General features: G+C 54.4%; 15 protein-coding genes. 6 read left to right on the top strand and 9 right to left on the bottom strand.

The genetic code is table 11. The features are described from left to right. Window positions 1-12: 12 nt before the first annotated feature. On the bottom strand, window positions 13-3483 hold the full coding sequence (gene smc, locus Q0796_RS12035) for a chromosome segregation protein SMC (protein ID WP_298443466.1): 3471 nt from the start codon (window positions 3481-3483) through the stop codon (window positions 13-15). A gap of 141 nt (window positions 3484-3624) precedes the next feature. On the opposite strand from smc, the gene cysZ reads away from it, so the two are divergent. Beyond that, window positions 3625-4377 (top strand): sulfate transporter CysZ, encoded by a 753-nt coding sequence (gene cysZ / locus Q0796_RS12030; protein ID WP_298443463.1) that lies wholly within the window; start codon window positions 3625-3627, stop codon window positions 4375-4377. 60 nt (window positions 4378-4437) lie between these two features. On the opposite strand, the gene Q0796_RS12025 is transcribed toward cysZ, so the two are convergent. The 3 genes from Q0796_RS12025 to Q0796_RS12015 all read right to left on the bottom strand — a co-directional run bounded on the left by Q0796_RS12025 (window position 4438) and on the right by Q0796_RS12015 (window position 6556). After that, on the bottom strand, window positions 4438-4764 hold the full coding sequence (locus Q0796_RS12025) for a hypothetical protein (protein WP_298443460.1): 327 nt from the start codon (window positions 4762-4764) through the stop codon (window positions 4438-4440). A gap of 103 nt (window positions 4765-4867) precedes the next feature. Then, on the bottom strand, window positions 4868-5485 hold the full coding sequence (locus Q0796_RS12020) for a LysE family translocator (RefSeq protein WP_298443457.1): 618 nt from the start codon (window positions 5483-5485) through the stop codon (window positions 4868-4870). A gap of 138 nt (window positions 5486-5623) precedes the next feature. Continuing rightward, window positions 5624-6556: a LysR family transcriptional regulator gene (locus Q0796_RS12015; protein ID WP_298443451.1), complete on the bottom strand. Its 933-nt coding sequence runs from the start codon at window positions 6554-6556 to the stop codon at window positions 5624-5626. 231 nt (window positions 6557-6787) lie between these two features. On the opposite strand from Q0796_RS12015, the gene Q0796_RS12010 reads away from it, so the two are divergent. Genes Q0796_RS12010 through Q0796_RS11995 form a run of 4 tightly spaced genes read left to right on the top strand, consistent with a single transcriptional unit; the run spans window position 6788 to window position 11891 of the window. Continuing rightward, complete coding sequence (locus tag Q0796_RS12010) at window positions 6788-7804, top strand: nucleoside hydrolase (protein ID WP_298443447.1); 1017 nt, start codon at window positions 6788-6790, stop codon at window positions 7802-7804. Between the two features lie 24 nt (window positions 7805-7828). Then, a complete protein-coding gene (locus Q0796_RS12005; RefSeq protein ID WP_298443444.1) occupies window positions 7829-9199 on the top strand; it encodes a hypothetical protein in 1371 nt (456 codons plus the stop codon). Next, window positions 9200-10612 carry a hypothetical protein gene (locus Q0796_RS12000; protein ID WP_298443441.1) on the top strand — a complete coding sequence of 471 codons (1413 nt, stop codon included), beginning with the start codon at window positions 9200-9202 and terminating at the stop codon, window positions 10610-10612. It abuts the gene before it with no gap. 19 nt (window positions 10613-10631) lie between these two features. Continuing rightward, window positions 10632-11891, top strand: coding sequence for a hypothetical protein (locus Q0796_RS11995; RefSeq protein WP_298443440.1), 1260 nt, complete (start codon window positions 10632-10634; stop codon window positions 11889-11891). Window positions 11892-11931: 40 nt separating this feature from the next. Here the strand turns inward: Q0796_RS11995 and Q0796_RS11990 are convergent, their stop codons facing one another. After that, complete coding sequence (locus tag Q0796_RS11990; RefSeq protein WP_298443437.1) at window positions 11932-13419, bottom strand: MATE family efflux transporter; 1488 nt, start codon at window positions 13417-13419, stop codon at window positions 11932-11934. A gap of 230 nt (window positions 13420-13649) precedes the next feature. On the opposite strand from Q0796_RS11990, the gene Q0796_RS11985 reads away from it, so the two are divergent. Continuing rightward, window positions 13650-15980 carry a carbohydrate binding family 9 domain-containing protein gene (locus Q0796_RS11985; RefSeq protein ID WP_298443434.1) on the top strand — a complete coding sequence of 777 codons (2331 nt, stop codon included), beginning with the start codon at window positions 13650-13652 and terminating at the stop codon, window positions 15978-15980. Window positions 15981-16080: 100 nt separating this feature from the next. On the opposite strand, the gene Q0796_RS11980 is transcribed toward Q0796_RS11985, so the two are convergent. The 4 genes from Q0796_RS11980 to glgC form a co-directional block, all read right to left on the bottom strand. Further along, the gene (locus Q0796_RS11980; RefSeq protein ID WP_298443431.1) at window positions 16081-16614 is read right to left on the bottom strand and encodes a DUF4124 domain-containing protein; all 534 of its coding nucleotides are present in this window, start codon (window positions 16612-16614) and stop codon (window positions 16081-16083) included. A gap of 217 nt (window positions 16615-16831) precedes the next feature. Beyond that, entirely contained in the window at window positions 16832-17362 is a 531-nt protein-coding gene (locus tag Q0796_RS11975; RefSeq protein ID WP_298443428.1) for a DsrE family protein, read from the bottom strand. A gap of 223 nt (window positions 17363-17585) precedes the next feature. Next, window positions 17586-19127 (bottom strand): glycogen/starch synthase, encoded by a 1542-nt coding sequence (locus Q0796_RS11970; RefSeq protein WP_298443425.1) that lies wholly within the window; start codon window positions 19125-19127, stop codon window positions 17586-17588. A gap of 10 nt (window positions 19128-19137) precedes the next feature. After that, window positions 19138-20406: a glucose-1-phosphate adenylyltransferase gene (gene glgC, locus Q0796_RS11965; RefSeq protein ID WP_298443422.1), complete on the bottom strand. Its 1269-nt coding sequence runs from the start codon at window positions 20404-20406 to the stop codon at window positions 19138-19140. Between the last annotated feature and the right edge of the window lie 3 nt (window positions 20407-20409).

The raw sequence follows: 20409 nt of genomic DNA, 5'->3' as shown, positions 1-20409 counted from the left end.
AATACCTTGTAGTTATTCGATTTGGGCCAGTGCAGCAGCCGCTTCTATATCCACGGCCACGATGCGTGAGCACCCCGGCTCTGCCATTGTAACGCCCGTTAAGCGATCTGCCATCTCCATTGAGATCTTATTGTGGCTAATGAAGATAAATTGGACAGTTTCAGACATCTCTTTGACCAATCGGCAGAAACGACCCACGTTGGCATCGTCCAATGGTGCATCAACTTCATCCAATAAACAAAATGGCGCCGGATTCAGGCGGAAAATCGCGAACACCAACGACAGCGCCGTTAGGGCTTTTTCGCCACCGGAGAGCAGATGAATGGTGCTGTTTTTCTTGCCCGGAGGCTGCGCCATAATGGTCACGCCCGCTTCCAACAGATCATCACCGGTCAGTTCTAAGCTGGCACTGCCGCCGCCGAATACTTTCGGAAACAGCGTTATAAGATCCGCATTGATGGCATCAAAGGTGGTTTTAAAACGCGCTTTGGTTTCGCGATCAATTTTGCGGATCGCCCCTTCCAGCATCTCTAACGCTTTGCTCAGATCGTTGTCTTGCTGATCCAGATATTGCTTGCGTTGATGCTGCTGTTCAAATTCGTCAATGGCGGCCAAGTTGATCGGCCCTAACCGCTCGATGCTGGCTTTCACTTGGTTTAACTGCGCTTGCCGTTGCGGCAACTGCACCGCACTATCCAGACCATCCAGCAGCGGTTGCAGCTGCAGTTGGCTTTCTGCCAGCAGATCCAATTGCCCCTGCGCTTTCACCCGCCAGCCTTCGTGTTCTAATTCCAGTTTCAGCTTCTGTTGCTGGATCTTATCCCGCTGCCCTTGCTGGCCACGGGCGCTGTCATTGATGGCCGCTAATCGCCCCTCTAACTGCGCCAATTGCTGTTGCTGTTGCTGCTGTTGCTGCTCAAGTTCAGCACGTTGTGCCATGAACTGCTGCAGCTGCTGTTGTTGCGGCTGCAGTGGCGCAAGTAACTGCTGTAACTGCTGCTCGCCATCGTGCAGCCGTTGCTGCCACTGCTGTACGTTGTGATGGGCTTGAGAGAGCTGATCGGCAATGCCCGCCAGCCGCGCTTTATCGCTTTGCTGTTGCAATTGGCTTTGCTGCACCTTGCTGGCCACGTCATCCAGCTGTTGCCGCTGCTGTTTTAGATCTTGCCGTAGCTGCAGCAACTGCTGCTGTCGTTGGTTCAATTCCTGCTGGTGCTGTTGCAACCCTTGTTGCGCCTGTTGTTGGCGCTGCTGTAATTGCTGCTGCTGTTGTTGCAACTGCTGCAGTTCCTGTTGGGCTTGCGCCGTTTGTTGCTGCAGCAGCGCCTGTTGCTGCTGTGCCAACGTCAGCTGATGCTGCCATTTCTCGATTTGGTTGTGTTGTTGCAGCTGCCATTCTCGCGCTTGCTGTAACTGCTGCTGGCGCTGTTGCAACATCGTCTCTGCCGCGGCATGGGCGTCTGCGGCGCTGGCCTGTTCAGCGTTGATGTGCTGCAGCGCTTGCTGGTTTTGCTGCTGTTGTGCCATCAACTGCTGTAACTGCAGCTGCAACTGGGTCAGCGGCAGTTCGGTGGCGCTGCCTGCTCGGCCCACAAAACCGTTGCCGCGCCAATCGCCGTTGGCCAAGATGACCGATTCGTGCGGCTGACAATCACTCAGCCATTGCTGTTGTTGGGCGGGATCGGCGGCGCAATAAACGTGGCTGAGCCAAGGGGCGAGATTGCAAGGGCTGGCAACCTGTTGTGCCAACGATGGCCAGGTTCTTGAACTGTTTGCTGCCGGAGTTGACGCGGTGCCCGGTTCCAACTGGAATTGCCATGCCCCTTGGGGCAACGCTAACGGTTCGGCAGCAATCACTCCTTGCAAGCGTTCACCCAACACCCGTTCAACCGCACCGGCCCAGTGCGGCACGACCTGCAGCTGCTGCCATAAGCGCGGCAGTGACGCCAGCTCGGCCGGCAGTTCGGTTTGGCGTGCCGCTATCAGGGTTTGCAGCGCTTGCTGCTGCGCCTGCTGTTCGGTTAACTGGTCTTTTACTTGCTGCTGCTGTTGCCGCGTTTGAGTTAACTGCAGCACCATTGCCTGGTGAGCCAGTTCCGCCTGCTGCAACCGCTGCTGAGCCGCGTGGTGTTCGCCATCGGCACCGTCACTTTGCTGCTGCGCTTGCGTTAACGAGTCTTGCAGCTGCGGCAGTAACAGTTGTTGCAGTTGTTGTTCGCTTTGTTGCTGTTGCTCTTGTTTTTGCTGCTGTTCACGCCTGTTCGCCGCCAGCTCGCTACTGATTTCATGCAGCAACTTATCCGCTTGTTGCTGCTGTTGCTGGCACAGCTCCCGTTGCTGCTCGGCAGTGTCGTGCTGCTGTTCCAGCTGTTGATATTGCTGCTTTATGGTGGCTGCGGTATCGCCAAGCAAAGTCAGCATTGGGTTGGCCTGCTGCAAGCTGCCCTCTAAGGCTTGCTGCGCTCGCTGCAGATCTTGTTGTTGCTGTTGGGCATCGCTCAGTTGTTGTTGGTTGCGGCGCTGTTCGCTCTCTACCTGCTGTTGCCGCGCTTTAGCGTGCAGTTGCTGCTGCTCAATTTTGGTGATTTCGGTGCCCAAGGCAAAGCGTTGCTGCTGGCTGGTTTGCGCGTTGCCGCTCAGTTCGGTTTTTTGCTGTTGCAACTGCAGTTGCACCGCATCATCACCGCTGAGACTGTCTTGCAGCGCGGTTAAGCGTTGCTGTTGTTGCTGGATTTGGGTGGCTAAGCGCGCCATCTTGCGATCGGCCTCGCGCCAACGCAGTGCGATCAATTCACCGGTTAAGGTGCGCTCTTCGCCTTTCAATAAACGATAGCGTTTGGCGGCTTGCGCCTGCTGTTCCAACTTTTCAATTTGACTGGCCAGTTCATTGCGAATGTCCGCCAGTCGCTCTAGGTTTTCGCGGGTATGACGGATCCGATTTTCAGTTTCGCGGCGGCGCTCTTTATAGCGGGAGATCCCCGCCGCTTCCTCAATGAACACTCGCAGCTCTTGCGGCTTCGATTCAATTAAGCGCGACACCGTGCCTTGTTCAATAATGGCGTAGCTGCGCGGCCCCAAACCAGTGCCCATAAACAGATCGGTAATGTCGCGACGTCGGCATTTGCTGCCATTAAGAAAGTAACTCGACTGCGCTTCGCGGTTAACCTGCCGTTTCACGGAGATTTCAGCGTAACTGGCAAACTGCCCCTCTAACCGGCCATCACTGTTATCAAACTCCAATTCAACGCTGGCTAGCGACACCGCTTTACGTGCGGTGGAGCCATTAAAAATCACATCGGTCATGGCGTCGCCACGCAGATTTTTGGCGTTGCTTTCGCCTAAAACCCAGCGGACAGCGTCAATAACATTGGATTTACCGCAGCCGTTCGGGCCGACGATGGCGGTCATCGGATCGGGAAAGGCCACCTTGGTGGGATCAACAAAGGATTTAAAGCCGGCCAGCTTTATGTGTTTTAGCCGCATGAAGAGAGATGAAATCGTTTTTGAGGGGGCAGATTGCCGCAACAATACCACCTGCCGCGATATTTTGTAACAGCTTGGCGTTGACCCGGTGGCATATCAGGCAACACAATTAGCCTTTAATTTGTTAGATGTGAAGCGATTATGACTCAAACGGTTTTGCCTGCTGGCGCCAGTGGCGTCCAATATCTGCTTAAAGGCTTAGAGTTGATCCGTCAGCCGGGGCTGCGCCGCTTTGTGGTGATCCCACTGAGCATCAACTTAGTGCTGTTTTCAGCGGCGTTTTACTTCCTGTTTCATCAGCTCAGCCTGTGGATCGACAGCCTGATGGGCACTTTGCCCGAGTACCTCGATTGGCTTAACTTCTTATTGTGGCCGCTGGTGTTTCTCTCGGTGGTTGTCAGTGCTTCATACCTGTTTACCACCGTGATGAACTTCATCGCCGCCCCCTTTAATGGCTTGTTGGCGGAACAGGTTGAAAAGAAACTCACCGGACAAGAGCTGAACAGCGGCGGCATGATCGATCTGGTTAAAGACGCACCGCGCTTGATTGGCCGCGAACTGACCAAACTGGGTTATTACCTGCCTCGCGCCATTTTGTTTTTGCTGATTTTGATCTTTGTGCCGGGGATCGGCGCCCTTGCTTGGTTTGCCTTTACCGCCTGGATGATGGCGGTGCAGTATCTGGATTACCCCTTCGATAACCACAAGGTGCCTTTCGCCAGAATGAAAGGCGCCCTAAAGATGCAACGCTGGCGTGCCTTTACCTTTGGTGCCACTTGCGCGGTGATCGCCATGGTGCCGGTATTGAACCTAATATTGATGCCAGTAGCCATTTGTGGCGCCACCGCGTATTGGGTTGATCACTACCGTGAAGTACACCGCATGGGCGAATAGCAGCCACAACACCATAAAAAACGGCGCCAATCGGCGCCGTTTTTTATTACTGATTTTCGCTTACAGCATTAAGCCTACGCCCACCACAGTGGCGGCAGCCTTAACCACCTGACCGGCAGTGTAAGCGTCGTCGTCAATCTGTTCCATCTGCTGCGGATGATCCATACCAAGCGCGGCATAGGTAAAGGTTTTTGCGTCTTGCAGCAACCCCTCTTCCGGCTCAATTTCACCCTTGGCAATGGCTTGCGCTTGGGGGCTTAGGGTGACTTTATCGGCCTCAGCATGGGGTTGCTGATGCTGCGACAACTGCGCTTGAGCTTCTCGCGTGGTGGCGGACTTGGCCACCACTGGCTGCTGAGTCACCGCGGCTTGATTCACATTTACCATCACAACCTCTCTCGACACTGAATACTTCGTGAGCACATGCTAACAATTTGGCCGTGAAAGAACCGTAAACTTTACAGTTCTTCGCCACTTGTCGTGATCCAGATCACTGCAGTACAACCGCCGCGGCGATCCCAATGAAAATCACCGCGCTGATCCGATCCACCCACACACTATGGCGCTTTAACAGCAGCAACAAACCGGTTTTGCCGATCCCAAGGGCCACCAAACCGTACCAGAGGGCATCAATCCCTCCTGCCGTTGCCATCATGATCAGTTGCTCGAACAGGCTTTGCTGCGGCGACACAAATTGGCTGAACAACGCTAAAAAGAACAGCGCTAATTTGGGGTTTAAAAACGCCACTAAGAAACCACCACCAAAACCAACAAAGCGTCCTTGATGAGCGGCCTCATCCTCTTGTTCGCCGCCATTGGCGGCGCGGCTGCTGCGCAATATGTTGATGGCGGTATACAGCAAAAAGGCGGCTCCAGCGTATTGGATCCCAGTAAACAACAGCGGGCTCTGGGTGATCAGCACTCCCAAACCAGCGGCGGTGATCAGCGCATAAAGACCCACCCCTAAGCCATGGCCAATGGCCGTCATCAAGCCGCGGTTGGTGCCACCACTAATGGTGTTGTTGATCACCAGCGCCAAACTTGGCCCCGGTGAGATCGCGCCTAAAGTGCAGATAAGTGCCAGCGGCAACCAAGTCGTTAAGGTCATACAAAATCCAGAAAAAAGTTGATGGCGCCAGTCTATGCCAACGAGATGATTCCCAGAAGTGATGGTTTCTCATTGTAGCCATTCCAAAAGGCCATGCCTTTGTCAGCCACTGACACTCATCTCTCACCACCTTGCCGCTCAGGTTGTTTTAGCGGCCAAACCTTGCGCCACTTTGCGCTGCAGATGGCCTTGCAAACAGGGCAAGGCCAACTGCCGCAACCATTGGTGTGCTAAGTCGCTGTCGTGGCGCTGATGCCAAAACAGCTGGTATTGCTGCTGCGGTAGCGCGAAGGGTAACGGTTGCCAACACAGCTGCCCCGGTTCGCACAGTTGCTCGGCAATGTGCATCGGCGTGGTCAGCAGCAGTTGGCTATTCGCCAGCAATGCTGTTGCGGCACTAAAAAATGGCACCTGCGCGCGGATATAGCGCTGTTGCCCCTGCAGCCCAAGCGCTTGATCCACCAAACTGTCTTTGTCGCCACCCCCACTGATCAGCAGGTGCTGTGCTTGCAGGTAATCCGCCAGCGTGAGCGGCGTTGCCGCCAACGGATGGCGACGATCCATCAACACCACTAAGCCATCTTGGCCTTGGTGGATGGCACAGCAATTCTCTGGGGCGACGTCCACAATGGTGGAGACCAGATCCACTGCGGTGGTGGCCATCTGGCTCAGCTGCGACTTATGCCACAGCTGAAACTCCAACCGCACCAAAGGCGCCTGTTGCGCCACTTTTTCCACAATGACCGGAAAAATATGCTCGGCCACGTAATCCGACGACGCCAGCACAAAGCGGCGCTCGCAGCCTTGCGCATCAAACTGCTGCGGCTGGTATAGCTCTTCTAATAACGCCAACCGTTGCGGCAATTGCTGCTGCAACTGCTGCGCTTTGGCACTGAGCAAATAGCGCTGTCCATCCCGCACCAGCAACGGATCGTTAAATTCAATTCGCAGTTGCGCCAGCACCTTGCTTACCGCCGACTGAGTTAGGTGCAGCTGCTGCCCAACGTAAGTGAGATTGGGCTGCTGCAACAGCGCCGCCAGCACCCGCAGCTGGTTAAGGTTATGCGCCACGGTGGGCCTCTCCTATTGCTAAAAACACCAATGCATGGCGCCAATCCATCAGCCGCTTGCCTGCTCAACATGCGCTGAGTTGCGTCAAAATCATGACGAGCGACAGCATTGTTACTATTTGAAATTTAAACAAAAAGGCTCAATTTTTTTTGCTTTTTTTTAGCCACAAAAAACGCCTTCAAGTTCTACATTGTGATTATCGCACTCTGTCACGAACGCAAGGAAGCCGCTATGACCCCGACAAAAATACCCGTATTAATTGATACCGATGCCGACTTTGATGACTACCTGGCCATCCTATATCTTCTGAAACACCCACGCATTGAGGTGGTGGGCATTACCGTTACCGGCACTGGCGACGTCCACCTAAGCCAAGGTGTCCGCAACATCAGTAATATGCTGTGTTTAACCGGAGTGCCAAGCGACCGCAACATTCCAGTGGCGGCTGGCAGCAATGCACCGCTGCGATACAGCAATACTTTCCCTGGGGCAGACCGACAAGCGGCCGATCGCCACTACGGTGCGGCGTTTCCCCAACAAAACACCGTCGCCACGGTGGCCGATGCCCAACGGTTTTTAACTGAATTGCTGCTGCAGCGCACCAGTCCACTGACGGTGCTGTGCATTGGCGGTGGCACCACTTGGGGCACTTTACTGCAACACGCAAAGGCCCAGCCCCACTTACAACAAGCGATCAACCAACACGTGAGTAAAATCGTGATGATGGGCGGCAACCTGACCGCCGAATTTGTTCAACCCGGTGCACCCGGCAATATTCAAGCCACCATGGAGCCCAACCCCTACTACAGCAACACCGTGGCGGAGTGGAATATTTTTGTGGATCCCCTCGGCGCGCAAGAGATCATTCAAAGTGGCTTGCCCATCACCTTAGTCGCCCTTAATGCCACCGCTGATGTGCCCATCGACTGGGCCTTCGTTAATCAGCTGGCCGAGATCAATAACGACGCTGCCCGTTTCTTAGTGCAGATCCTTCACAGCAGCACCATTCGGCCCGGGATCGACAACTACCTCGATTTCTGGGATCCCCTCGCCGCCAGCGTTATTGCCGAACCGAACTTGATCCAAACTCAAACCTTCAACCTGCGTATCGAACAGCAGCTAAACGAAGAAGACGATCGCTCGGGCATGGTGCTGGTGGACGACCAACATGGTTCGCCGATCCAAGTGGCCTTAACCGCCAACAAAGCCGACACCCTCAGTCAATACCTTCACATCATTGCGCTTTAATCACTCACGCAGGGAATGCTACTGATGAAAAATCTGCCAACGATGGGACTCAGCCTCGCCTTAGTCCTAGTAACCAGCCACGCCTTGGCGCAGCCCAAAGCCCATCAGTCCAGCGGCGATTGGGCATGGAAAGACGCCGTCCAAGCGCCGCCGAAAAACTGGAATGGGCCAACGTTTACCCTCAGCGATCAATACCCGAAAACGCAGCCAAGCTGTAATGCAACCAACTGTCCGTGGTTGAACATTGCCATCCCCATGGGCGTCAATTTTGACCAGCCCGAATCGCCCAGCTGGGAGCAAGAACAACGTTACCAGCAGTACATCATGGCGATTTTGGATTACGTCAAACGGGGGCAATCGGCCGATCTCAATAACAACGACGGTTTCCAAACCAACATCGATGGTGAAGATCGCTGGTTTCATATTCCGTGGATGGCCTTTGATCAACGCACCGGCAGAGAGTTTGTGCATGGGCTAACCAATGAACGCACCGCCAGTTTAGGGGATTTTTTTGGCAAACCATGGCAAGGGCTGCACTCCTTACCAGACAGCAGCGCCGGTTATGAAACCTGGGCTGTGGGCATGTACAACGACATTGGCGCTTACACCATTGGTCAAGGTTGGGATCCCGCGGGGTTGCCGGTGATCAGCCAACAAAATGGCATCACCACCACCAAGGGCATGCCCTTTGCCGAAGGCACCGTGGTGGTGAAATTTCTGTTTTCAACCGTACCACCAAGCCAAGTGGCCTACTTGCAAGGCAGCCCCAAGTGGCAAGCCAATCGCCATCGACAACAAGACAAGCAGTATTTATGTCAGCGCCAAGTGCAGGATGTGCATTTAGTGCAGGTTGATGTGGCGGTGGTGGATAAACGCTCACCGACCCGCTGGGTTTACGGCACCTTTGCTTACATCAACCGCAACGGCGCCACGGTTTGGGACAACCTACAGCCGGTTGGGTTGCAATGGGGGATGGATCCTTGGACCTTCCCGGCCGTGCCACAAGCAGCCTCCCTGCCCGTTCAACAAAGTGTGCTGAATACCCAAATACGCGCGTTCGAGCACTTTGGCTGCAATGGCCGCTTGGCTGGCCCGGTGGATAACAAACAAAGCTCATGCCTTTCCTGCCATGGTGGTGCCTACGCCAATCAAGCGGGCGCCACCTTTGAAATTGGGAGCTACAGCCCACCCATTTTCGGCTTTGATGGGCTCTGTACTCAGTTCAGCCAAGACAACGTTAATTACTTCCAAACCACTCAATTTCCGCAAGACTACAGCGGCGGAAACTACCCCAATTTAATGAATTTAGACACCTCTTTGCAGATGCAGATTGCCCTGCAGCAATGGAACCTATTTGAACAAGCTGGGCAACCGGCTCAGTGTGAGGATAAATAGATGCGTACACTTTCTGCTTTGCTTGTCTCTGCCAGCGTTGTTGCCACCGCCAGTGCCGAGCCGGATCCACTCTATCGTGCGTTAACGCCGAAGATCAGCGGTACGCCCCTTGCCGAAGTGCCAGCGCAGCCGTTTGCGTTGTCTGGGGTCGCAAAACGCCCCTACTTTGATCACTTCAATTGGCAAAACTTCATTGCCCTGATGTGGCCGTCCAAAGTGGGCAGCCATGGGGTGCCTTTTCGCCCCTCGGATCCTAAGGTGTTTGGCCAATACGATGAGCAGATGCAGCCGGTTTGGCTTGGCTGGAAATCCGCGTTTGAGCTGTTTCCGCAAGATGGCAGTAAGCCGCCTAAATGGGAGGAACGCCCCAATACCGCCGTCTGCAAAAACAGCGAATTTGCCGGTAAGCGGGCGTTAATTTCCGGTTCAAAATTTACCACCGTTGCTGACGAGTTGGATCAAGCCTTCGGCGGCCCGCTGCCCGATCAAACCGGCTTATTTACCCGTTACGAAGTGCGCATGAATCAGGTCGAATATGACTTTATCCGCAACCAGGGCTATTACAACCAAGCGCAGTGGCCCAGTGATGGGATCACCTTGCCCGCAGGCAATGGCGTTGATCAGGTTGGGGTGATTGAAGTGAAAGCCGCGTGGCGTGATTTACGCCGGGTGCCATCTCAATTTCATTCGCGCTTTTTCAGCCTAGATAACGCCGTTGTCTCGGTTCCCGGAAGCTGCAGCGATCAAGCCAATCAGATGATCCGCTGCGATTGCGAGCAAACTAAGGTGGGTTTGGTTGGCTTCCACATTGCCCAGAAAACACCGGATTTCCCCCAGTGGGTGTGGGCCACCTTTGAGCAGGTAGACAACTTAGGCGAGGATCCAACCACGCCGGCACAGATGCAACCCTCCTATTACGATCCCACCCTGTATCAACGGCAAGCGTCGGTACGCCGCGCCAACCCTGCCGCTCACCCAGGATCTAGCCGTGTGCCCGACGCCAATGATTTCAACCCAGAGCCCATCAATGTGGTGCGCTTAAGCCAGATCCCCGATACCCCCAAACCCGCTGCTGGCCAGCCGGATTACTCCACCACCGGCTTAAACCAGCAGTACCGCCAAGCCTTAGCTGGCACCGTGTGGCAACACTATCAATTGATTGGCAGCCAATGGCCGCAGTTACCGTCGGCTTCAGCGAAAACCCCCAGCGACGACGACTTTGGCTGTGAAGATGGCACCAGCGTGCAAGCGGGCGGCATGCCTTTTCCTGAGTGTCAGCTCGCCAACATCACCATGGAAACCTACCACCAGTACGACAGCTGCATGAATTGCCACCAAGGCGCCCAACGCGCTGGCGCTGATTTCAGCTGGATCTTAGCCACTCGGGCATTCCAACAGCCCAACGTCAAATAACAGTAACAAGGAGAGTTCTATGGAAACGGCAACCAAAACGCCCGATCAGGCCAAGATGGCAACGCAAGCGACAGCCAATGCTGCAACCGCAGTGGTGGCCACACTGGCCGTTAGCGGCCAAGGCGCACTCAGTGTCGCGGCGATTCAGCCAAGTAAAGCGCAGCAACAATTGACGTTTTATTGTGGCAGTAACGACGGCGATAAAGGGCTGAAACTGACGGTCAGTGCTCAGAAAACCACGTTATACGCACGGCAGGTAGAGAGCGATTTTGGCAAACATTATCGCCACTGGCAGCCACTCGTCGAGATCAGCAGCGGGATTGATGCGGATCCCAACTGCGCCTATTGGATCAGCATCGACAGTTTGAACCAGCAATTTCGTTACGGTAAAGGCGAAATGCGCGCCGAAACGGGCTTACTCAGTTACGGGCAAGGCGCGGCGGAAACCTATCTGGCGCCACGCGAAAACGACCAACCTTCCTGGCTGCATCAGATCACTCAGGTGGAGATCTCCTCCTCGGATCCGGTGGCGATCACCCGCCAATGGACCGATCCCGTCACCATCAAGCCGCCACTGTTGGTCTCGCCCATCAACCAGCTACGGATGGTCGACGTTGCTTGTGCCAGCAAAACCGTCGCGAAAAACCTCAGTACCGCCTGTCAGCAGCTGTACGCCAACATCAGCGGTCGCGATTTCACCTTAAACACCGAAGATTTCCCGGATTTTGCCGATGCCATCAACGCTTCAATCAACAACCCCAACGGCTGGTGCTATCAGCAATTGGCCCGTAAACACCAGCTGTCAGATCATCAGGATAAAAACGAGAATTATCTGCGGATCACCCTTGGTCAGAACCAAGGGGAATCCCCAGGGATCCCCTACGTTATGGAGATCTGGCCTTGCCAAAGCTATTCGCCGATCCACAATCACGCCAACGCGGACGCCATCATTCGCGTTTTGGATGGCGAGATCAACGTCAGCCTGTTTGCCATGCTCTCTGCCCATCACCAGCAGCCGTTTGCCAGCCAAAGCTTCCGCCGTGACGACATCACTTGGATCTCCGCTGGCTTAAACCAAACCCACCAGCTCCGCAATCTAAGCCAAGAACGCGCTTGCATCACCATCCAGTGCTATCAGTACCAAGCAGACAACCTACGTCATTATGAGTACTTTGATTATTTGGATGACGACGGCAAAATCGCGCGCTTTAGTCCCGATTCCGACATGGGATTTTTAGCGTTTAAATCGAAGATGTGGTTGGAGTGGCAGCAACGCTGAGCACCGTGGCCACGCTGTAAAAACAGCGTGGCCAGAGGGTTTATCGGATTGGCTTTTCGGGGGTGTCGCCGCGTTCGTCGCTGTCGATATGCGAGTGGCATTGCTGATTTAACTGCGCTTGACCAGAGCTGTACGCCCATTGACAGGTTTCATCCTCTTTTAGCGGCTCGAATAGCTCCTCGACCTCCGTTTTCGGCAGCTCTATTCCCGCTTGGATCACATTCACCGTACGGTTAACCAACCACACCGCCAGAAGCGACCAGATCACAACGCCAATGGTTTCCCCCGCAAGCACCCCTTTAGCACCAAAGATCGGCGCCAGAATAAACACCGCGGGCACCGTGCCTAAAAAGGCACGGGCAAAGTTAAACAGAGTGGCGATGTGGGCGCGATTCAGGTTGTTAAAACACGCATTGGTAATAAACAGCGTACCCGCAAACACAAAGCCACCAATCAACCAATGCAGGTAGAAGTACAGCAACTCGGCCGCATCCCCACTGGCATCAAACGCATTGATCACGTAGTCCGCGCAGAGCGCCAGCAGCAACCACACGCAGCACACGTAAACCAGATTTACCAACAAGGCGTTGCGGATCGCTTCGCGCACACGCCCATAAAGGTGCTGGCCCGCGTTCTGGCCAATGATCGGCCCAATGGCGCCCGATAGCGCAAACACAAAACCGAACGCCACTGGCGCTAAGCGGCCAATAATGGCGGTACCGGCCACCGCAGAATCACCAAATTCCGCCATCGATTTAAGCACGTAACTGCTGCCGATCGGGGTCGCTAGGTTGGTCAGCATCGCCGGTAACGCAATCACCATCACCGGCTTAAAGTCAGCCAAAAAGTGATTGAGCGACGGCGGCGCCATCAAGTTGTACTTCCGGTGCAGTGGGATCAGCGCCATCAACACAATGGCTAAACGCGCAATCACCGATGCCCATGCCGCCCCTTCTAAGCCCCAACCAAAAGTAAAGATGAAAAGGGGATCCAAAATGGCATTAACCGCCCCGCCAATCATGGTGGCGTACATCGATAACTTGGCCGCGCCAACCGCTCGCAGCGCCGACGCACCGACCATGCCCACGGTTAAAAACATGGTGCTGGGCAGCAATATTCGCCCATAGGCCACGGCGTATTCGTGGGTTAAGCCCGTGGCGCCTAAAAAGCTCAGCAGATCCGGCAAGGTGATCCACAGTGGCACCGTTAACACCGCGCTGATGATGCCACTGAGCAGCAACACATTGGTGCAATAACGGCGGGCACCTGCGCGATTGTGCGCGCCTTCAGCCCGCGACACCATTGCCCCCATAGCGATATTCAAACCGATGCTGATGGCGGTAAGCAAAAACAGCAAGGTGCCAGCGAAACCGATGGCGGCGGCCAACTCTTGTTCACCCAGCAAACTTAAGAAATACATGTCTGCTAAATCCACCGCAAACATGGTCATTAAGCCGATGCTGCTGGTGCTGGTCATCACTAAGATGTGGCGTAGAGTGCTACCACGAGTAAATACCGCTTGGCCCACTGGGGCTCCTTAAATCACACAGGTAAGTTGGCCGACGCCAATTAAGATGGCGCAAGTATACGCTGATTACGCCAAAACGGCAGAGAGGATACGGCGGATTAGTTCCGAAAGCGCAAGTAAAAACAATTACTAATCCAGACACAAACACTAACAAATTAGCAACATCAAGCGATTGGGATTTCACACCACTTAGGCAAAATATGGGCATCAAAATAATTAGAGTTCACTCGATGCGAAATTTGTTCTGGCTGCCCTTTGCCCTACTGTCCACCGCGGTTATCGCCGCAGAGCCCCGATTACAGATCAACATCAGCGCCATTGATGCCAGCGAAGCCCCTCTCTTAGATGGGGATTTAAGCGATCCCATTTGGCAACAAGCGCAATCGGTTGCATTGCCGCTGCAAACCAACCCCGGCGAAAATACCGCCGCACCGGTAGCCACAACGGCCCGACTCTTGGCCAGCGCCGATACCCTGTATGTGTCATTTCAGGCGCAGGATCCCAACCCCGCCGCCATTCGCGCCCACTTAGCTGGGCGCGATAAGGTCTGGAATGACGACTTGGTTGGTATCAAGTTAGAAACCTTCGATCAAGGCCGCTTGGCGTATCAGTTTTTCACTAACCCTTATGGGGTGCAAAACGACAGCACCGAGAATGAACTGACCGGCAATGAATCCGATGCATGGGATGGGATCTGGTATAGCCAAGGCCAGATCAACGCCGATGGTTACAGCGTTGAGATGGCACTGCCACTGCGTTTGTTTACCTTCGATGACGGCAAGGAACTGCAGCACTGGGGGGTTGAATTGGTGCGCTACTACCCCCGCGAACACCGATACCGCTTAGCGGCCACGGCGGTTGATCGCAACATCAGTTGCCGCTTATGCCAAATGGGCCGCGCCTCAGGCTTGGCCGGAGCAACCCCAGGACAGCAGTTGCAAGTAGTGCCGGGGATCACCGCGGTACGCAGCGAAAAACGCAACAGCCCAGAGCAAGCGTGGGATAAACAAGATGAGATCGAACCCAGTGTCGATCTGCGTTGGGGGATCACCCCAGATACCTTGCTGAACGCCACCATCAACCCCGATTTTTCCCAAGTGGAAGCCGATGTGGGTCAGCTTGATGTCAACACCACCTTTGCGCTGTTCTTTCCAGAAAAGCGGCCTTTTTACCTCGATAATGCCGACTTCTTTGAATCCCGCATCAATCTGGTTAACACCCGCAATTTGGCAGAACCAGACTTTGGCACCAAGATCACCGGCCAACGCGGCCAACATCTGTTTGGCCTGCTGCACACCCAAGATGCCCAAACCAACTTCTTAATGCCCGGCAACCTCTCTTCAGACATCACCGAACTGGGCGAAAGCAGCCAAAACGTGGCGGCACGCTACCTCTATGATGGCAACAGTGGCATCAGCCTTGGCACCACCTTAACCCACCGCCAAGCCGACGATTATCACAACACCGTGGTTGGGCTTGATGGCCAGTGGCAGCTTGACGATCACCATCGCCTGCGCGCCAGCGTGGTGGGTTCCGACACCGAATACCCGCAACAGCTACTGCAGCAATTTTGTCATGGCGACGATTGCAGCCAAGCGCCGCAGCAACAGTGTGAATTTGGCGATTGCGACTTTAACGAGCAAACCTTACGCGCAGATCAGCAAGGCAACTTCAGCGGTACCTTAGTCAAACTGAATTATTTCTACGACAGCCGCCACTATGAGATGTGGGCCGACTACCAGCGGATCAGCCCAGATTTTCGCGCCGATTTAGGCTTCGTTGATCGGGTCGATTTCAGCAAAGCAGTGCTGGGGGCTGGGCGCACTTGGTTCCCACAAGATCACTTTTTCTATCAGGTCGAGCTGTCCGGTGACATTGATCGCAGCGAAAACATCGATGGCGAAAAACTGGAACAAGAGATCGAAGCTCGGGTGGAGTTGGATGGCCGCAACGAGATGTATCTTGAGATTTATGGCGGTGCCCGTGAACGCGCTGGCCGCCGTAATGATGGCAGCAGCTTAGCGATCAGCAACAATGCGCCGTTATTTGATGAGAACTGGTACGGCGTGTACGGCGAAGTGCGCCCCTATGCGGATCTGAAATTTGGCCTCAACCTGCGCGCCGGCGATCAGATCGATTTTGCCAATAACCAGCTGGCCGACATGAAACACATCAACGGCTGGATCAACTGGAAGCCCACCCGCGGCATTGATACCCACTTTCGCCACACTTGGCGAGAACTGGAAGTGGATGGTAGCCCCCTATTCACGGCGAACTTAAGCGATTTGCGCCTCAATTGGCAGTTCTCGCTACGCAGTTTTGTGCGCTTTACCGCCATCTACACCGACATCGACCGCGATCCCGCGCAATACCGTTACGCCGAAGTGGATAACAGCAGCGCCTCGCTGTCGAGCGAACTCCTGTATGGCTACAAGGTTAACCCCCTGACGGTGTTCTACTTAGGTTACGGTGATGGCCGCTTTAACAACGATGATTACAGCCGCTTAGAGCAAGACAGCCGCACCTTGTTTGCCAAACTCAGCTACGCCTTCTTGTTATAAGTTCAAGCAGAAACGCGCCCCACATGACTGGGTTCGCGTTCACTCTGGCCATAAAAAACGCAGCCTCAACAGGCTGCGTTTTTTATGCTGTGCGAATCAATCACTCGCTTGGGCGATGCTTATCCAAACACGCTAATACGTGGCTGTAGCTGCTGGACATGCATTTATAAAAAGCCTTGTGATGGGTTACCGATTGCTGGCAAGCGCCAACACTGACGTCCTTTTTCATGGTCCGTACCAGCTTCTGTACTTTCTCCAGCTCAATGTCATCAATGTAACCCCCTTTAAAGTTCTTCTGGGCCACCTGATTCACCGAATTTAAGCCAACGGTGATGTTATCTACCGCACTGTCACAATCCAGTGGCTGGTTGTCGTAAGCCAACGATTTCATATTGGCGGCCAGCACGTTCATTAACATGCGGGTGCTGGCTGGAATTTTTTTCCCCGAAGGCGGTAAACGAGTCACCACCGTTCGGCTGCTGTTGCTGGGCTCTGGCAGCGTTTCTATCTGGCTAGGGCCGCGCACCGGCGCCGTTTGGCTGTAATGCACCCGACCTTCCTCATCGGTCCATTTATAGACCGTGGCAGCAACCGAGCAACTCATTAAACTGAGCAGCACAACAATCCGCTTCATCACATTTCCTTGTGGGTTGTTTCGGCATGGGCTTAGGGCACCATTGGTTCCATTTCGCGCTTCGCATTTACATCGCAACGTTACCACTGCCTATACCTAAACGTGGCCTGTGGCCAAAATAGACGGCCGCTCCAGCAATTCAGTATAGAACGCTAGTTTTGCTGTGGTTTTCCACCCAAATAAAACATGGGATCAAGACCAAACAGTGGCTTTATCATTAAAATGGATTGGTGCTATACCCCTGCTGCGCCAAGATCCGGTGGGCGGTCATGGCCGATAGCGCCAGTTGCACCCCAGGCAGCAGATCTTCAGCGTTGATGTCCAGATAAGCCGCCGATTGACCACAGACAATAATGGGCACATCCGCCGCAATTAAGGCGTTGACCAGGGGTTGATTGGGGTTGGCTTGATCGAAGCGTTGTTGGTATGGCTTGGCTTTAAGCAGATCAAATACCGCTTTGCCATGCACCACGAGTGCCGGTTGAATGTAGTTGCGCTCAACCCCACTGGCGGCGTGCATATTCAGAAAGCGAGCCACGGTATCGAACTGGCGATTCAACGGTTGCTGATGATCAGCACTGCCCGCATCAAACGCCACCTTGGCCACAAAATCTTTTGGGGGCGCCAAGGTAGGCGTGATTGTCGCATGCTTACCGTAGCCCTTAATCACTGGGCCATCGGTGAACATCTCTAACCCAGCCGAGGCCGGCAGCGCAGCCGCCAGCAGCAGAAAAAATATCGGTTTCATTGGCCATTCCTTTGGCAAACCATTGTATTAAACAGGGTTATTGTGCCAAAGGAGGCCAAGGTTCACAAACGAATAACAGTTTGATGCCACCCGACGGGCGTTATCGCGCTGTTCGATTAAAGATCGCGCTAGGCAAGCATCACCGCATCTGCAGCGAAGCCTTGCTGCGGATCCGTGGTTGGGTTGTGCCTACCGAAAAACATCACGCCCCCCAGCGCGTAGCTCAGCCCCGATACAACTGCGACAGATAACAACTGACTTGGCTTGACCAATCATAGCGGGCGTCACTTGCCGCTTGTTGCAGTTGCCCCCAGTGTTCGCTGCCAAACTCCTTGAGCAGCTGCTGACACGCCTGCAGCAATTGCTGCGATTGTTCAGCCAGATCCGCCCCCGCAAAGCCGTAGCCGTTTATCCCAGGAAACACCGTATCTTTTAAGCCACCAACTTGGTGCGCCACACACACCTGCCCTGCCCGCATCGCCAGCAATTGGCTGATGCCACAGGGTTCAAACGAACTTGGCATCAAGAACGCGTCGCCGTGCTCAAACACTGATTGCGACAGCGTTTCGTCATAACCATCGATAAACAGGAAATTACGATACTGCGCCGCGCATTGGCGAAATTCAGCCGCAATCACCGGATCGCCGCTGCCAAGCAGCAGTAAACGAGCATCGCAGGCGCTGTGCTGTAACTGGGCCAATAACGTGGCCAATACGGTTTCGCCATTGGCTAACGTTTGTCGCAGTAACAGCACTTTTTGATCGGTTAAACGCCCCACACTGGTGAGCAGCAATTCTGGCCGTGGTTGCTGTTGCCACTGCTGCAAACGCGTTAGTGCAATTTGATCGACACTGCGCACCAACGCCTGTTGCCCCATCCAGCGACAGATCCCATCCGCCGCGCGCTGCAATAACTCTGGATAGCTGCAGGCTTCACGCCGCTGCTGATAGTCGCACCCGTTTAAGATCCCCACCACATCGTCGCCGCGGCGCTGCAGATCCTGTTCTAACCCTTCGCCACCAAAAAAACCCAACTGCGGTTGCGATGGTAACCGCACCTCATCGGCGTAACTGGGTGACACCACATGCACTTTATCCGCCAGATTGATCCCCGCCCGCAATGGGTTGATGCAATTAGGCGCATGCCGATCGCAGATCTGCGCTAACAACTCTGGAGTCATCGACGCCATCATTTCTGGGTACCATGCCTGCAACGATGAGCTGTCTTGATTCAGTGGCCTGGTGCCCTGCACCGCAATGTTGTGAATGGTCAGCACCATGCGGCACTGCTGCAGCGCTTGATAGCGTGGCAACGACTGCCGCAATAACGCCACAAAGCAACTGTGCCAATCGTGCAGGTGCAGCACATCGGGCAAGGGGCTTGCTGGATCGCACAAATACTGACAGACCGCCGCACTAAAAAGAGCAAACTTGCTGGCATCAGTGGCAAATGGGCGGCGATCATCGCTGTGGTAGATCTGGGTAAACAGTGGGTGGGATAACATCAACGTTTGTTGTTCTTGCTGCGGCGAGGCAAGGCGCCACAGTTCGACTTTCTCTAACCGCCCCGAGAATGGCACCAATAAACTGCGCTGCCAACTGGCGCCACTGCGCTGCGCCAATTCGCCATAACTGGGCATAATCACATCGGCCACCACATGCTGCGCCAACAACGCTGGGGGCAGATCGCGGATCACATCGGCCATGCCGCCCACCTTGGCCCCGGCAATGGCGCCGTTTTCTGCCGCTATCAATAATACCCGCATCAACTCATCCTTATTCTGTGCCACAGGGCATGCCCAACATCTTTTTGGTCACCAACACCACCCCATTGGGGCTGATGCGAAAACCACGGCGCCGATCGTGATCGTGGTTGTAACCAATCACCATCCCTTCTGGCACTTCACAGCCACTGTCAATAATGGTTTTACGCAGCCGCACATTGCGCTGCACCACCACATCTGGCAACAACACTGAATCTTCCACTTCGCTGTAACTGCACACCCGCACTTCATTAAACAGCACCGAACGACGGATCTGCGCCCCAGAAACGATGCAGCCACCAGACACCATGGAATCGATGGCGATGCCACGGCGATTATCGTCATCAAAGATGTATTTGGAAGGCGGCAGCTGTTGTTGGAAGGTCCAGATCGGCCATTGGTCGTCGTACATGTTCAGCTCTGGCGCAGGCGCCAGCAGATCCATATTGGCCGCCCAATAACTGTCGAGGGTGCCCACATCACGCCAGTAGGCTTGGGTTTCATTGACGGCAGAGCTAAAGCGATAGGCCATCACTTGATGCTGCTCGATAATGGCGGGAATGATGTCTTTGCCAAAGTCGTGGTCCGACTCGCCATTGCGGCCATCTTGCTGTAACTGTTCGAACAAAAAATCCGTATTGAAAACGTAATTGCCCATCGACGCTAAGCAGGATTCGGGATCTTGCGGCAGCGCCTTCGGCACGGCCGGTTTTTCGGTAAAGTTCACAATCCGATCTTGCTCATCCACCTGCATCACCCCAAAACGGTTGGCCGCTTCCGCCACCGGCACCTCAATGCAGCAACAGGTCATCTCTGCCCCAGATTCTGCATGGGCGGCCAGCAATCCAGCGTAATCCATCTGGTAGATGTGATCCCCCGCCAGCACCATCACATACTTGGGCCGTTCCTCTTTAATGATGTCGATGTTTTGCAGCACCGCATCGGCCGTGCCTTGATACCAATCATCGGAAAAACGTTGGGAGGCCGGAAGGATCTCCACCGATTCCCCCAACTCTTTTTTAAAGTGGCCCCAACCGCGACTTAAATGGCGGATCAACGAATGGCTTTTATATTGGGTCACCACCCCAACTCGGCGCACACCGGAGTTCACGCAGTTCGACAGGGGAAAATCGATGATCCGATATTGGCCACCAAAGTGTAAGGCGGGCTTGGCACGCCATTCCGTCAATTCATGCAGACGGCTGCCTCGGCCACCGGCCAAAATCAACGCGTAGGTTTGCCGAGTTAATTTACTGATGTAACGCGGGCTCGCTTGAGGCATCGG

Source organism: uncultured Ferrimonas sp., from assembly GCF_947489035.1.
Lineage (GTDB): Bacteria > Pseudomonadota > Gammaproteobacteria > Enterobacterales > Shewanellaceae > Ferrimonas.
This window is presented reverse-complemented; position numbering and strand designations above follow the sequence as displayed.